Genomic DNA, 14,409 nt, shown 5'->3' with positions numbered 1-14,409 from the left:
CAATTCAAGGTTTTCTTTCAAAGATCATTTTAGCTCTTTTGAATGGCTTCTTTTAACTGTCTCTGAAAAGAATTTGACTGTTTTTGATTCAGTTCATAAAACGTTCCATCAACTAAAAAAACGACCTGTGATCGGTTGGTCCAAAGCTGGAAGGTGGTGCCGTTTGTGCGTCCGAACATCACCTTGGCGATATAATCGGGCTTTTTTAAATTTTTCTTGAGATGATTGCTTGTTTGTTTGCCTTTATTTAATTCTTCAATTAAATCTTCTACTGTGTCCTTATCATCTATTTCATAAGAGATGGATTCATTCGCAGGTGAGAGCAGCAATTTTTCAGCTCGATTCTCATCAAAGATTTCGCTCGTCCGGCTGAACACATAAAAGAAGGTGATTAATAAAAGTCCAAAAATCACAACTCCTGCAAGGATTTTCTTCATTTTGATCCTCCAACTTACTGTTTTACATGTAGCTTCTCCGATTTTTGAGTCGCATAATCATTTTTTTCGCGAAAGCTTTTTCTGATGGGGCATGCTATGATGGAGCCACATGAGACAGGTTCTAAACGAAAAAATGCGTGACTAGAATAGAGAGAGGGATGGAAAGGAGGCTGACCTGTGCGAGTACGTAAATGGATGGCTCTTGCAACAGTAGCATACATATTGTACGGTCTTTTTATTTATTCGTATCTGTTTCTAATGGGAGATTCATCGGTACCTGAAAGTGTAAAAGGGACAAGTGCAGATCCGCATACCTTTATGACAAGTCATGAGCTTGTGATCAGCGAGAATTTCTCGAATATACGGAATCTGCTGTATTTCATCACCATCCCATTAGATTGGTATGTCTTTTTCCTTTTGCTCATTTCAGGGTATTCACGGAAAATAGCAGACTGGAGCTTGGCAGCAGCTCGTTTCAAGTTTTTAAGCAAACTTGTGTATGTGTTTGTGCTGTCACTTCTAACAATGATCATTTCATTGCCAATTAAGTGGATTGGCTATCAGCTTTCTTTGCACTACGGAGTATCTGCACAAAGTACGGCAAGCTGGTTGAAAGATCAAACACTGGATTTTTGGATTCAATATCCGCTTCTTTCCCTTTGTGCTATTGTGTTCTTTTGGCTGATTCAAAAGAGAAGAAAACGCTGGTGGCTGTATGCGTGGTGTTTGACAGTCCCAGTTACGCTGTTTCTCTTCTTTATACAACCGGTCGTCATTGATCCGTTATATAACAATTTTTATCCACTAAAGGATCAAGCTCTAGAGAAGAAAATATTAACGCTGGCAGACAAAGCGCATATTCCGGCAGATCATGTATATGAGGTCAATATGTCTGAGAAAACGAATACGATGAACGCTTATGTCACAGGAATTGGTGAAAATAAGCGTATTGTCTTATGGGATACAACACTGCAAAAGCTGAAAGACCAAGAAATTTTATTTATCATGGCGCATGAAATGGGACATTACGTCATGAAACATGTCTATATTGGATTAGCAGGATATTTAGTGCTGTCATTGGCCGGATTATTTGCGATCGACCGTCTTTATTTTTATCTTTATCAAAAAGGAGCAGCCACATTTCGTCTCAAGGTGTCACACGACATTGCTGCTCTTCCGCTTCTTTTAATCATCGTATCGATGCTGTCTTTTGCAGCTTCACCTTTTACAAATGCAGTGTCAAGGCATCAAGAACGGGCAGCCGACGAATATGCGGTGAACATGACAAAAGACGGGGAGGCAGGCGTAACGTCTTTTCAAAAGCTTGCAAAATCAGGGCTGTCCCAGGTAAATCCACCGTTTTTAGTGAAGATCTTCCGCTATGGACACCCAACCATGATGGAGAGAATCATGGATATGGAAAAAGCGGCGGAAAAAGAGAAAACGCCGAAAAAGCAGTAATAAATAAAATCCGGCTGGATCAGCCGGATTTTTTTATCACACTTTGTTAGTTAGAAGCAGCTTGAGCGTTGATTAACCCTTTTCCATAATAGAATGAGTCACCAAGCGGTGTCGCTGTATTTTCTAAGCGCTGGCGAACCTGTGAATTTGTTAGGTTCGGGTTTTTAGAAAGAATAAGCGCTGCTGCTCCTGCTACATGAGGAGATGCCATAGATGTTCCAGTATAAGAAGTGTATCCACTGCTTGGCACTGTACTTAAAATAGAAGTACCAGGTGCAGAAACATCTAATTCAGGACCTGCGCTAGAAGATGAGTTTCTGACATTGTTACTGTTTACATTGGCAACAGCAATTGTAGACTCGTATTTGGCTGGATAGCCAACTGTACTTCTAGAGCCACTAGAGCCTGAATTACCTGCCGCGGCAACAACAACGACTCCGCGGTTGTTTGCTGTATCAACGGCATTTTTAAGTGCTGTTGAACCGCTTGCTCCGCCTAAACTCATATTGATGACATCCATGTTATTGGCCACAGCCCATTCAATACCGCTAATAATCCAGCTGTATTGTCCGTCGCCATTGCGGTCTAATACTTTCACAGCATATAGGGAAGCGCTTGGAGCGACCCCAAGAACACCAATTGTGTTATCAAGGGCAGCAATGGTTCCAGCTACGTGAGTTCCATGTGATTGAAAGTCTTGGGTGGCATTTGGCTCTGAAGGGACGAAGCTCGCACCGCCTGCAACATTTAAGTCAGGGTGTGCAGCGTGGATTCCAGTATCAAGGACAGCTACTTTGACATTAGCACCTTTATAACCTTGAGCGTGTACAGCTGGAGCTTTGATTTGAGGGATTCCATAAGGGACGGTTTGTGCATATGCTTCTGCTTTATGGTCTTCTTCTACGTAAGCAATGCTAGGGTCATGTTCAAGTTTTTTGGCGGCTTGTTCGGACATTTTCACTTGTGCAGCATTAATGAGGCGGTATTGTTTTTCTAGTTTTCCACCATTTTGAATGACAGCTTGTTTCTTAGAGCTGTTTGTGGTGGCAGAGGCTTTAAAACCAACAATATAGCTTTTTTCACTATCTGTTTTGGAGACCGTCTCGGCATTTGCCATGGAGCCTCCAAACCCTGCTGAAAACAGAAGAGGGACAGCCAATAAAACACTTGTCATCACATTTTTCTTTTTCACGCACATTCCACATCCCTTTTTCTTATTTCAGAATAATCATCCGTAGTCTATAAGAATGATCCGTTTGATTATTCTGTATATTCAGTTTAAGGGAAGTAGGCAAATAAGAGTAGACCCGAATTTTTGTGAAAGTCCTAGCGAAAATTGGGGAATTAAGTCACTTGGAACTGGTGGTAAAATATGTTTATTCTATCATTTCAGCGATGATCTATTAAAAAGGGAGTGTGCTTTTTTTCTCATGATCCATTTCCGGTTAATTATTCGATACCCGAAAAGCCATAAAATAGGTAGAATCGTCTAGCATCTATTTCGAATTTCGATATAAAAAAATATTATTTTATCATTGTTTTTGCCATAAAAAAGAACCTGCTAAGATAACAGGCTCTTTAAGAAGGGGTGGATTGAGTTAAATGGCTGACCACGTTGTAATCACGGACCTTCCATTTACCATCTGACCATTCCACATAATTTAAGCAAGCATTAACAAGTCTCGTGTTCTGTAGACCCATATGTTCATCAGCCAAAGTGGTGAGTAAAGCATGGATAGCAGCGCCGTGAGCCACGATCAGGACATGTTGATCTGGATAGGCGGCTCTGACTTTCTCAATACCTTCTAGCATTCGGTTTTGAATCGTCTCAATTGGTTCCATATTTGGATATTGTTTATCTGGAAACAGCTTTTGACGCTCCTCAAACGACATGCCTTCAGCGTCACCATAATCTCGTTCTATAAAATCATCCATGATGACAAGTGGGGCATGGACATGATTTAAAATCAAGTGTGCCGTTTCTTTTGCCCTTGTTAGTGGACTGGAAATGACAACATCCCAATGGACATCCTTTAAGTAAAGTCCAGTTTGTTCAGCCTGCCATTTACCTGTGTCGTTTAAAGGGATATCTGTTCGTCCTTGAATTCGTTTCGCTGCATTCCAATCTGTTTCCCCGTGTCTGACTAGGCAAATTGTTGTCAATCAAATCCCGCCTTTTCTATCTTTTCTTCTATTATACTAAAGCAGAAGAAAAAAGGCTGTATTAGCGATTTGTCAGGCTTGTTAAGGATTCGACAGAACTTGCGACTTGAGACACCGTTTGTTTGACTTCCTTCAATTCGTTAAGGAAGGTCTGAAGGTCAATTTCAATTTTTCCGTTTTGGTTTTTGCTTAAGTTCATGCTGCTGACGATATCATCAAAGAGTGAATTGATTTGTGTCATTTTTTCTTTACTGTCTGTCACAAGTAAATTCACGTCCGCAATGTGCTGAGAAACAATGGCGATTTGTGAATTCGTATTGTTGACAAGTTCAGATACAGTTGAAACCGTTTTCTTGGTGTCCTCTGATAATTTGCGTACCTCGTTTGCAACGACAGCAAAGCCTTTTCCATGTTCACCTGCTCGTGCAGATTCGATTGAAGCATTTAAAGATAACAAGTTCGTCTGCTCTGCAATGCCTGTGACAATCCCAAAGATTTGTTCAATTTGTTTGGCGATTTCTTCAAGGCGTTTAATTTCTGTTTCAATCTTTGTCATGCTGCCATCAATTTGGTTCATTTGTGTTTGCTGAATTTCTAATTCTTTTTTACCGCCGATTGATTTTTCTTCGACCTGTGCTGAAATTTGTGTTCCAGCTTTTGACATGTCCGCCATCTCATCCGATTTTGAGACAAGCTTGTCGACTGCACTTGTTGTGTTTGAGAAGAGCGAAGCAAGCGAATTTGAAGTCTCTGTGATTTTTGTATGAAGCTCCTGCTGCTGCTCTTCTGCTTCATCACGAATTTTAGAATATTCATTTTGGAATGTATCTAGGACTAACTGCTGCTCTAAATTTAAAATTTTCGTCGTCGCTTTGACCGCTGTCTGATATTCTTTGAAATCTTGGATATGGTTAGCGAATAAATCCATAATGGATAGCAGAAGGTCTTGGAATGCTGCCATGTACCATTTAGGCTGGAGCCCAATCCGTAAATGAACTTGCGCGATTTTAATGCGTTTTGCCACATAGGCTTCGTCAATCACACCTGCAAACATTTCGCTAATATGAATGCGGAGTGTTTTTTTCAAACGATCGACAGAACTATTGTCTTGAATGATATGCATCAAGGAAGACTCGACTTCTAAATTTTTATAAAACTTATCAACAATATGTGCGATGTCATCCTGAACAATCGGATTGAGCTGCTTTAATATCAATAGGTCATGCTGCGTCAGGTCAATCATTTTGATTTGTTTGGCGATGTCTGTATTGGCCGAAAAGTTGATTCGTTTTATTCCATCATCCTGCTGTGTAAAAAAAGCAGTATTTTTTGGTTTTTTCTCTTTTTTAAATAACAATGTTTTTGTCCCCCTATAATCATCACAAATATCAGACTTTATGTTTTTTATCGGATAATATTGGATTTTTTAAAGGGGGGACGAGTGAAATTTTACTGTTCTTTATATGACCTTTTTAGTGGTTTTTTAGCAGGGCCTTCTACTACTTCTCCAGTAATGGAAAAACGTGAACCGTGACACGGGCAATCCCAAGTGCGGTCACTATTATTCCAAGCCACTTCACAGCCTAGGTGAGTACACGTTGTATCGACTAGAAAGACATTCCCATCCTCTGATTTATAGGCGCCGCACTTTTTATGTTCATACGAGATAATGCCGCCCTCGCCTGGTTTTAAATCATCGATTGTTTGATCAGTTCGTTTGAATTTACCACTGATCAGCTTGGCAGCGACATTGGCATTTTCTTTAACGAAATCTTTGACGAAAGAGTCAGTAACAGGTCTTGATGGCGTAAAGATTGATTCATATGGATTCGATTTTCCTTCAATTAAATCACCGATAAGAGTGGCTGCGACGTGGCTTGTGGTCATGCCCCATTTTCTAAAGCCGGTTGCTACAAAGATATTCTGGTGGTGTTTGGTCAGGCGGCCAATGTAAGGGATTTGATCCATTGTGACCATATCGTGTGTCGACCAGCGATACAGCACTTCTTCTATTCCAAGGGTGGCATCTCCAAACGTTTCTAGTCCTTCATAGTGAGCGGATTCATCTCCGCCTTGTCCTGTTTTATGGCCTTCTCCTCCGATGAGGACTACTTCTTCACCGTGCCATTCTGCCGTTCTTAAAGAGTGAGCAGGCTGGTCAATTCCTAGGTACATTCCGTCTGGGAGTGGTTTAGTTGTTCTAGCTGCTACGACATAGGATTGCTCTGGATGAATTCGGGTGAAATAAAGTCCTTTTCCATCATAAAAAGGAAAGTGTGAGCATGAAATGACATAGCGCCCTGTCAGATGATGTCCGCTTTTTGTGACGACAGCAGGCCGGTTCCCTTCTTTTACATCAACAGCGGTTGTTTGTTCAAAGATACGTACACCTCGCTCTAGGAGCTTGTCGATTAGCGCATTGAGATAATGAAGGGGATGAAACTGTGCCTGATTGGTCATCGCAAGGGCTGCTTTGATGTCAGCGTCAAAAGAAAGCTTTGTTTTCCATTCCCGGTCAATACCAAGCTGTTTGTAGGCATCTAATTCCTTCTTTAACTTTTTTACACCGCTTTCTTCCTTTGTATAAAGGTAAGCATCTTTTATCTCTAGCTGACAATCGATGTCGTGCTCTTTAATACGAGCTTGAATGAGGTCTTTTGCTTTCTCATTTGCTTCTACATACAAACGTGCTTTTGGCATCCCAATTTGTTGAATCAGCTCATAATAGTATACATCATGCTGTGAGGTGATTTTAGCCGTTGTGTGTCCGGTCGTGCCTTGCAGCAATTGTTCGGCATCGATGATGATCACATCTAGTCCTCGCTCTGTCATTTCAAACGCCGCAGCGATACCGGTAATACCGCCGCCGACAATGATCACATCTGCTGTGAGATCTTCACTGACAGCAGGGAAAGAATATTTCTGACTGTCCGCCAGCCATAACGATTTTGCCTGTTCCATTCCTTTATGTTCTTGTTCCATGTTGTCGCCTCCATTGACTTGTTGTGTATAATTTTTCCACAATGCTGAAAATCATACATCTGAAAGGAAACAGGGGCGTCATACATAAAAAAGCAGCCAGCACATAAAAATAAACAAGATAAAAGGAAGGAGTGGACTAACGTGTCAACAAAGCAGCCGAAGAAAACATTGCCGCCTCAGCACCAAAATGAACGTCCGGGTCTTGAATATAAAATGAATCCTAGACCTATCTTTGATCGTGAGGTGCAGGATAAAAAGTTAGTAGGAAAAACAGCCATTGTGACAGGTGGAGACAGCGGGATTGGAAGAGCAGTTTCTGTTTTATTTGCGAAAGAAGGTGCCAATGTCGCCATTGTTTACTTAAGTGAACATCGTGACGCTGAGGAGACGAAGGACTATATTGAGAAAGCGGGAGGCGGTGTCATCTTAATTGCAGGTGATTTAGGGGATGAGGCTTTTTCAAATGAGGTCGTCAAAAAAACAAAAGATGCCTTCGGTTCCATTGATATTTTGGTGAATAACGCCGGGGAACAGCATCCGCAAAAAAGCATTGAGCAAATTACCTCGCATCAGCTTCTTCGGACGTTTCAAACGAATATTTTTGCCATGTTTTATTTAACAAAGGCTGTTCTTCCTCATTTAAAAAAAGGAAGCAGCATCATTAATACAGCATCTGTCACCGCCTATAAAGGGCATGAAACATTGATCGATTATTCATCCACAAAAGGGGCGGTCGTAACCTTTACGAGATCATTATCCTTATCGCTCATTAAACAAGGGATTAGAGTAAATGGAGTAGCTCCCGGTCCTATTTGGACACCGCTGATTCCCTCAACCTTTACGGAAAAAGAAGTCTCTGAATTTGGCGGAGATGTCCCAATGGAGCGTCCTGGTGAGCCAGTAGAGCTTGCGCCAAGTTATTTATTTTTAGCGAGCGAAGACTCATCTTATATGAATGGACAAATGCTGCATGTGAATGGCGGGACCATTTTAAATGGATAAACAAAAAACTTGCGGTAAAGAGACGAGTTGCTGTCTCTTTGCCGCAAGTAAAATCATCATGATTGATGTAAGCAGTGTTCTGCATATTGAGCTGACAAGTCATTGAATCGCTTTTCATCACGCTGATCCAGTGCCTTATCAATCTCTTCTCTTAGGAAGGTTAAGCGCTGTTTATAAAGCGCCTCATCTAAAACCATTTGAATATAGATGTCTAAAATGGTGACGCCGTTTTCTTCGGTTTTTTGGGTGTTGCGGGACTTCATGAGCTCAGCATACGTTTTTTTCTCTTTCATAAAGAATCCCCCCGATGCCTTTTTTATAGTATATGGATTGGCGGAGAAAAAATCAACAAGAATTTATAATTTTTAGACAATTTATTTTTGAGCAGAATCGACATCTCTTGTCCAATCGACAGGATGTGATATATCTTTAAAAATGGCTTTTCGATAGATCGAATGGACTAAAAAATATGATAAAAAGATGATTTTTAATAAATTTTGAAAAAATCCTGTCGTTTCTTATATGTTGGTGATAGATTAATAGTATCTTAAATAACCAAATATTAACACAGGAGGAAATGAAGTGTCAGGAATTAGTGAAACACCTTTAGATTCATACGTCATTAATCAAACAACAATGGCGGTCCTTCCAGTTGAAGAAGGAAAAAGAGTATATTCAAAAGTCATAGAAAGAGAGACAAGCTTTTACGTTGAATTAAAGCCCCTGCAAATTATTGAACGCAGCTGCAGATTCTTCGGCTCAAGCTATGCAGGCAGAAAGGCGGGAACATACGAAGTAACAGGAATTTCTCACAAACCCCCAATTGTGATTGACTCATCCAATCATCTGTATTTCTTCCCAACTTATTCATCCAACCGTCCTCAGTGCGGCTGGATCTCCCACAAATACATTCATACCTTCCAAGAATCATCCCTCGGAGACACGGTGGTCACCTTTACAAATGAGCAAACCGTCAAACTTGATGTCTCATATAAATCATTTGAGAGTCAGGTGCACCGGACAGCATATCTCCGAACGAAATTTCAAGATCGTCTTGATGGTGGTCTTCCGAAGAAACAAGAATTTATGCTGTATCCAAAGGAACAGCAGCTCAATCTCGTATACGATTTTATATTAAGGGAGCTTCGTAACAGATATTAGTCAAAAGCCAGCGGCAGAGCAGCCGCTGGACCTCTTATCAAGCATGAATGCAATGTAAAAAGATGCCGCTGCATCATAAAGATGAACTCATTGAAACCAAATACGTATGTCTCGTCGTCTATTGGTTGTATTGGGAAATGACAGGGAAATGTGGATCCTTTGACGTATTTTCATCCATTTACTCATAAATCACAGAAGTGACACGAGCTTGTCTGTTACAATAAAAGAAATCTTATGTGGTAAAGGATGCTTATATTTGACCGATATGAACGAATGGGATGAAGAAATGGAGGCTCTGTATGAAAAAACAATCACATTTGGTGCTGCTATTTATCCTAACTTTGACATTACTAGCAGCCTGTCAGCAAGCAGGTCAGCCGCCTTCAAAGCAAGACACAAAAGAAGCTGCTTATGAACAATGGGTGCAGTCTTATATGGATGAGTTAAATAAAGCATATGAAAATATGACCGATCAGTTTATCTCAGATGGACATGGAAAGATCCAAACAAATAAAAAATTGACAGAAGCGACGAAAGCATTTGATCGTGTGATTCAAAAAGGGCTGGATCATCAAGAAGTTCCAGCCGCTTATCAAAAGGCCGATGAACAATTAAAGACAGGTCTTGCTTCCTTTGAAAAAGGGATCAGTAAGGTGGAAAAGCTCTTGAAGCATCCCGATCAAGAAAAGCTGTTTATTTCCGCTACCCATCATTTTCAGGATGGCTTGCAGCAAACAGCCGCATTTATTGAAGAAGTAGGTCAAATTCAGCAATCATCCTAAAAAAGCTTGGAAGTAAACCTTCCAGGCTTTTTTAGATGTGAAGGATTTTCTTTAAACGGCGAACGCCCTCTTGAATCATGCTTTCGTCCGTACAGGCGAATCCTAGTAGTAATCCCTTCGATTGCTTTCAAGCCAACACCAGCTGCTTTTGCTGCCTGTCTCATTCTCTTAATTTCAGGTGCCGGGCAGAAACAAAAGTAAGATGTCCATCTTTCTCTTTCTCCTCCAATTCGTTTAAAATATAGAGAGGAGAGGGGAAGATGAACATGAAAAAAGTGCAGCTTGACGGTGCAGCGTGCAGGTCGCAAGAAGAGCTTCATGACCAGCTAAAAACAGTTTTACACCTTCCTGACTATTACGGAAAAAATCTTGATGCCCTTTGGGACTGTTTGACAGGGGAGGTGACTCTTCCAGTAGAGCTGACATGGGTGAATTTTCAAACGAGCAAAGACGCTCTTGGTGATTATGCTGAGAGCTTGCGTCAGTTATTTCAAGAAGCAGAAGAGGAATTGAAGGGACAATTTCAATTGAATATTCAATCATGATGAAAAAAGCAGCCGCTGCCGCAGGCTGTTTTTTTTGAGTTTGCGTCTTTTTCATACCGCTATTGAATATTTCACTAGATGTGATAATATATGAACTGTCGCTTAATTGATAATGATAATCATTTGTGGCGGATAGAGCTTGATAGAAAGAGAGAAACCTGTATGAAATTGTATCAATTAAGTTTGTTTTTTGTATGTTTGGCATGTATATCTCTGTTTGTCGGTGTACAGGATCTGTCCATTTTACAGCTGTTTCATTTAACAGATGAACAAGTGCACACGTTAGTTTCAAGCCGCCTCCCGCGTCTTGTGAGTATTGTACTTGCTGGTATGAGCCTTAGTTTATGCGGCTTTATTATGCAAAGCATGACGAGGAATAAATTTGTTTCACCAACCACTGCAGGAACGATGGATTGGGCGAAGCTTGGTATTTTAGTAGCAATGCTTGTTTTTACACAAGCGAATCCGCTTATGAAAATGGGGATTGCGTTTCTATTTACTTTAGCTGGGAATCTTCTTTTCTTAAAAATCCTGCGGCATATTAAGGTGAACGATACGATTTATGTACCATTAGTCGGCTTAATGTTTGGGGGGATTGTCAGTTCAATATCTACGTTTATAGCCTATAAATATGATTTGATCCAAAACGTATCCGCATGGCTTCAAGGAGATTTTTCTCTTATTGTCCAAGGGCGTTATGAACTGCTCTATGTGAGCGTTCCACTATTGATCATTGCGTATTTATATGCTGACCGCTTTACAGTGGCAGGCATGGGCGAGAGCTTTGCCGTTAACTTAGGTTTAACGTATAAACGTGTGATGGCGGTTGGGTTGGTGATCGTTTCAATGATTACGTCTGTCACCATTTTAACTGTTGGAATGCTGCCATTCCTTGGATTAATCATTCCGAATATTGTATCGATCTACCGCGGCGATCACTTGAAAAAAAGCCTCCCGCATACAGCTTTACTAGGAGCTATTTTTGTTCTGATTTGTGATGTGCTCGGAAGGGTGATCATTTATCCATATGAAATATCAGTTGGACTCATGGTAGGCATCATCGGAAGTGCGATCTTCCTGTACATGTTATTAAGGAGGAAACGCTATGCATAAGAAACGTATATTATGCCTGATTGCAGCCATTGCAGCCGTGTTGATCGTAATTTTTATTACCTTTCAAATGGGGTACTGGCCGTACACAGTCCCAAGTCGTTTAAAGAAAGTGCTTGCGATGACATTAACGGGAGGCGCGATTGCCTTTTCATCTGTTGTTTTCCAAACTTTGACCAACAATCGAATCTTAACGCCGAGCATATTGGGTTTAGACGCACTGTACTTGTTTTTGCAAACAGCAATTATTTATGTGTTTGGGTCGACTCATTTAATGATCGTCAATAAGAATTTTAATTTTTTCCTTTGCGTTGGGCTGATGATTCTATTTTCTGTGCTGCTGTATACAGTCATGTTCAAACGCAAAAATAAACATATTTTCTTGCTTCTGCTTGTTGGAATTGTGTTTGGGACATTGTTTAAAAGTCTTTCTTCGTTTATGGAAATGCTGATCGATCCGAATGAATATCAAGTCGTACAGGATAAATCCTTTGCAAGCTTTAATCACATGAACACGGACATCTTACTGATTGCTTCTGTTTTATTTGCGGCGCTGTGTGTGTACATTTGGACATTCCGCTCCAAATTAGATGTCATGTCTCTTGGGAAGGAGCATGCGGTGAATCTAGGCATTGACTACGACAGTGTCACAAAAAAGATGCTGATCGTAATAGCTGTCCTTGTGTCTATCGCAACGGCACTTGTCGGACCGATTACGTTCCTCGGCTTACTCGTCGTAAACGTCGCACGAGAGCTTTTTCGGACATACCGGCATACATACTTGCTATTAGGCTCTTTTTTTATTAGTGTGATTGCCCTTGTAGGCGGGGAATTTCTTGTAGAAAAGGTATTTACTTTTCAAACGCCGCTTAGTGTGTTGATTGATTTAGTCGGCGGACTGTATTTTATTTATTTACTGTTAAAGGAGAGTCGTTCATGGTCTTGATGAAGGGCGTCAGTAAGACGTATAACGGAAAAACAGTGCTTCACGACACAACAATCAGTGTGAAAAAGGGACAGCTGACCTCTCTCATTGGTCCGAATGGTGCGGGGAAAAGCACGCTTTTATCCATTATGAGCCGGCTGATACAGCCAGACTCAGGTGCAGCTTATTTAGAAGACAACCCATATAGCGCATACCCTCCGCAGGAACTTGCGAAGAAGATGAGTATTTTAAAGCAGGCCAATCATATGAATGTGCGGCTGACCGTTCGGGAGCTTGTCAGTTTTGGCCGTTTCCCTTACTCACAGGGCCGTCTGACTAAAGAGGATGAGAAGATGATCGATGTGTCCCTCCAATACATGAAGCTTGCTGATATCCAGCATCAATATGTAGATGAACTGAGCGGTGGACAAAGACAAAGAGCCTTTATTGCAATGGTGCTGGCGCAGGATACAGATTATATTTTTTTAGATGAGCCTTTAAACAATTTGGATATGAATCATTCTGTCGAGATGATGAAGCTCTTTCAGCAGCTCGTCAAAGATCTTGGGAAAACAATTGTTGTCGTTCTTCATGATATTAATTTTGCTTCTGTGTATTCCGATCATATCGTCGCCTTAAAAGATGGACAGGTTATTAAAGAAGGTGGAGTGGACGAAGTGATTCAAACAGATGCACTTGAACAAATTTATGACATGCGCATACCGATTGAAGTTATTCGCGGTGAGCGTATTTGCTTATATTTTTCTTAAAAAATAAAGAGGTGATCACGTATGAAAAAATGGATATGGATGATGACTGTATTAACAGCGATCGTGGTACTCGCTGCCTGCGGAAATCAAGGAAAAACAGAAGGAATTAAAGAAGAAACTGTGACGGTAAAAGACATGCTGAATAAAGATGGTGTAAAGATCAAGAAAAACCCGAAAAAAGTGGTCGTGTTTGATATGGGAAGCCTTGATACGCTAGACAAACTAGGTGTGAATGTAACAGCTTTACCGAAACAAGTGGTGCCTAAATATTTATCTAAATATGAAGGAGACAAATATGAAAATGTCGGCGGATTAAAAGAGCCGAACTTTGAAAAAATTGCAGAAATCAAGCCGGATTTAATCATTATCCAGCACCGTCAAGCAGATGCATTCGATGAATTTTCTGAAATTGCCCCTACGATTTATATGGATGTAGACAATGCCAATTATATGGAATCATTTAAAAAGAATGCCGCAACTTTAGGCAAGATTTTTGATAAAGAAGACAAAGTCAAAGAAGAACTAGCTGCCATTGATCAAAAAGTGGATGCTTTAAAGAAAGAAGCAAAAGAGTTAAAGAAAAATGGACTGGTGATCATGGCGAACGACAGCAAAATGACAGCCTTTGGTCCTAAGTCAAGATACGGTCTCATCCACGATGTGTTTGGGATCACACCGGCAGATCAAAAGCTTGAGCCATCTGATAAACACGGACAAAGCATTTCGTATGAATACATGGTCAAAACGAACCCAGATTATCTATTTGTCGTTGACCGAGGCGCAGCGATCGGAGAAGAAACGTCTGCGAAACAGCTTGTTGAAAATGATTATGTGAAATCAGTGAAAGCAGTCAAAAACAACCATGTGGTGTATTTGAACTCTGACATGTGGTATTTATCTGGCGGCGGTCTTGAATCATTCACTGCCATGATTGATGAAGTAAAACAAGGAATTAGCCAAAAATAATGGACGAAAGCTGCTCATCTTGAGCGGCTTTTTATTGTGGATTCATAAAAATATGTTGCATGCAGGAAACTTTCATCAAAATATGTTATAGTGGAACCTACATTG

The 14,409-nt window shown here is 40.6% G+C and carries 15 protein-coding genes and 1 pseudogene; 9 read left to right on the top strand and 7 right to left on the bottom strand.

Annotation, left to right across the window (positions count from 1 at the left end):
• Nucleotides 1-29: 29 nt before the first annotated feature.
• Nucleotides 30-437, bottom strand: coding sequence for a YhfM domain-containing protein (locus tag JJ692_RS16015; RefSeq protein ID WP_024426550.1), 408 nt, complete (start codon nucleotides 435-437; stop codon nucleotides 30-32).
• Between the two features lie 177 nt (nucleotides 438-614).
• Between JJ692_RS16015 and JJ692_RS16010 the strand changes: the two genes are divergently transcribed.
• Complete coding sequence (locus JJ692_RS16010; protein WP_073204584.1) at nucleotides 615-1,898, top strand: M48 family metallopeptidase; 1,284 nt, start codon at nucleotides 615-617, stop codon at nucleotides 1,896-1,898.
• 46 nt (nucleotides 1,899-1,944) lie between these two features.
• Here the strand turns inward: JJ692_RS16010 and JJ692_RS16005 are convergent, their stop codons facing one another.
• The 5 genes and pseudogenes from JJ692_RS16005 to JJ692_RS15990 all read right to left on the bottom strand — a co-directional run bounded on the left by JJ692_RS16005 (nucleotide 1,945) and on the right by JJ692_RS15990 (nucleotide 7,043).
• Nucleotides 1,945-3,090: a serine alkaline protease SapB gene (locus tag JJ692_RS16005; RefSeq protein ID WP_192929551.1), complete on the bottom strand. Its 1,146-nt coding sequence runs from the start codon at nucleotides 3,088-3,090 to the stop codon at nucleotides 1,945-1,947.
• 386 nt (nucleotides 3,091-3,476) lie between these two features.
• Complete coding sequence (locus JJ692_RS16000) at nucleotides 3,477-4,061, bottom strand: histidine phosphatase family protein (RefSeq protein ID WP_044335819.1); 585 nt, start codon at nucleotides 4,059-4,061, stop codon at nucleotides 3,477-3,479.
• A gap of 61 nt (nucleotides 4,062-4,122) precedes the next feature.
• Entirely contained in the window at nucleotides 4,123-4,638 is a 516-nt protein-coding gene (locus JJ692_RS19340; protein WP_394336034.1) for a methyl-accepting chemotaxis protein, read from the bottom strand.
• A gap of 240 nt (nucleotides 4,639-4,878) precedes the next feature.
• Nucleotides 4,879-5,418 (bottom strand): annotated as a pseudogene (locus tag JJ692_RS19335) (protoglobin family protein); the annotation flags it as partial.
• Between the two features lie 92 nt (nucleotides 5,419-5,510).
• Entirely contained in the window at nucleotides 5,511-7,043 is a 1,533-nt protein-coding gene (locus JJ692_RS15990; protein WP_151862947.1) for an FAD-dependent oxidoreductase, read from the bottom strand.
• A 141-nt stretch (nucleotides 7,044-7,184) separates the two neighbouring features.
• On the opposite strand from JJ692_RS15990, the gene JJ692_RS15985 reads away from it, so the two are divergent.
• Nucleotides 7,185-8,045, top strand: a complete 861-nt coding sequence (locus tag JJ692_RS15985) for an SDR family oxidoreductase (RefSeq protein WP_206533946.1) — start codon at nucleotides 7,185-7,187, stop codon at nucleotides 8,043-8,045.
• Between the two features lie 56 nt (nucleotides 8,046-8,101).
• Here the strand turns inward: JJ692_RS15985 and JJ692_RS15980 are convergent, their stop codons facing one another.
• Nucleotides 8,102-8,338, bottom strand: a complete 237-nt coding sequence (locus JJ692_RS15980; RefSeq protein WP_008348804.1) for an IDEAL domain-containing protein — start codon at nucleotides 8,336-8,338, stop codon at nucleotides 8,102-8,104.
• Nucleotides 8,339-8,627: 289 nt separating this feature from the next.
• Between JJ692_RS15980 and JJ692_RS15975 the strand changes: the two genes are divergently transcribed.
• The 7 genes from JJ692_RS15975 (at nucleotide 8,628) to JJ692_RS15945 (ending at nucleotide 14,304) form a co-directional block, all read left to right on the top strand.
• Nucleotides 8,628-9,206 (top strand): competence protein ComK, encoded by a 579-nt coding sequence (locus JJ692_RS15975; protein WP_024425481.1) that lies wholly within the window; start codon nucleotides 8,628-8,630, stop codon nucleotides 9,204-9,206.
• A gap of 299 nt (nucleotides 9,207-9,505) precedes the next feature.
• On the top strand, nucleotides 9,506-9,988 hold the full coding sequence (locus JJ692_RS15970) for a hypothetical protein (protein ID WP_206533945.1): 483 nt from the start codon (nucleotides 9,506-9,508) through the stop codon (nucleotides 9,986-9,988).
• Nucleotides 9,989-10,254: 266 nt separating this feature from the next.
• Nucleotides 10,255-10,533 carry a barstar family protein gene (locus JJ692_RS15965; protein ID WP_024426542.1) on the top strand — a complete coding sequence of 93 codons (279 nt, stop codon included), beginning with the start codon at nucleotides 10,255-10,257 and terminating at the stop codon, nucleotides 10,531-10,533.
• Between the two features lie 162 nt (nucleotides 10,534-10,695).
• Nucleotides 10,696-11,646, top strand: a complete 951-nt coding sequence (locus JJ692_RS15960) for an ABC transporter permease (RefSeq protein ID WP_149125796.1) — start codon at nucleotides 10,696-10,698, stop codon at nucleotides 11,644-11,646.
• Nucleotides 11,639-12,589: an iron chelate uptake ABC transporter family permease subunit gene (locus JJ692_RS15955; protein ID WP_024425487.1), complete on the top strand. Its 951-nt coding sequence runs from the start codon at nucleotides 11,639-11,641 to the stop codon at nucleotides 12,587-12,589. The genes JJ692_RS15960 and JJ692_RS15955 overlap by 8 nt, the downstream gene beginning before the upstream one ends.
• Entirely contained in the window at nucleotides 12,580-13,338 is a 759-nt protein-coding gene (locus JJ692_RS15950; RefSeq protein ID WP_024425488.1) for an iron ABC transporter ATP-binding protein, read from the top strand. The genes JJ692_RS15955 and JJ692_RS15950 overlap by 10 nt, the downstream gene beginning before the upstream one ends.
• Nucleotides 13,339-13,359: 21 nt before the next feature.
• The gene (locus tag JJ692_RS15945; protein WP_206533944.1) at nucleotides 13,360-14,304 is read left to right on the top strand and encodes a siderophore ABC transporter substrate-binding protein; all 945 of its coding nucleotides are present in this window, start codon (nucleotides 13,360-13,362) and stop codon (nucleotides 14,302-14,304) included.
• The last annotated feature ends 105 nt before the right edge of the window (nucleotides 14,305-14,409 follow it).

This window comes from Bacillus sp. 3a (assembly GCF_017161885.1).
Classification (GTDB): domain Bacteria; phylum Bacillota; class Bacilli; order Bacillales; family Bacillaceae; genus Bacillus; species Bacillus safensis.
This window is presented reverse-complemented; position numbering and strand designations above follow the sequence as displayed.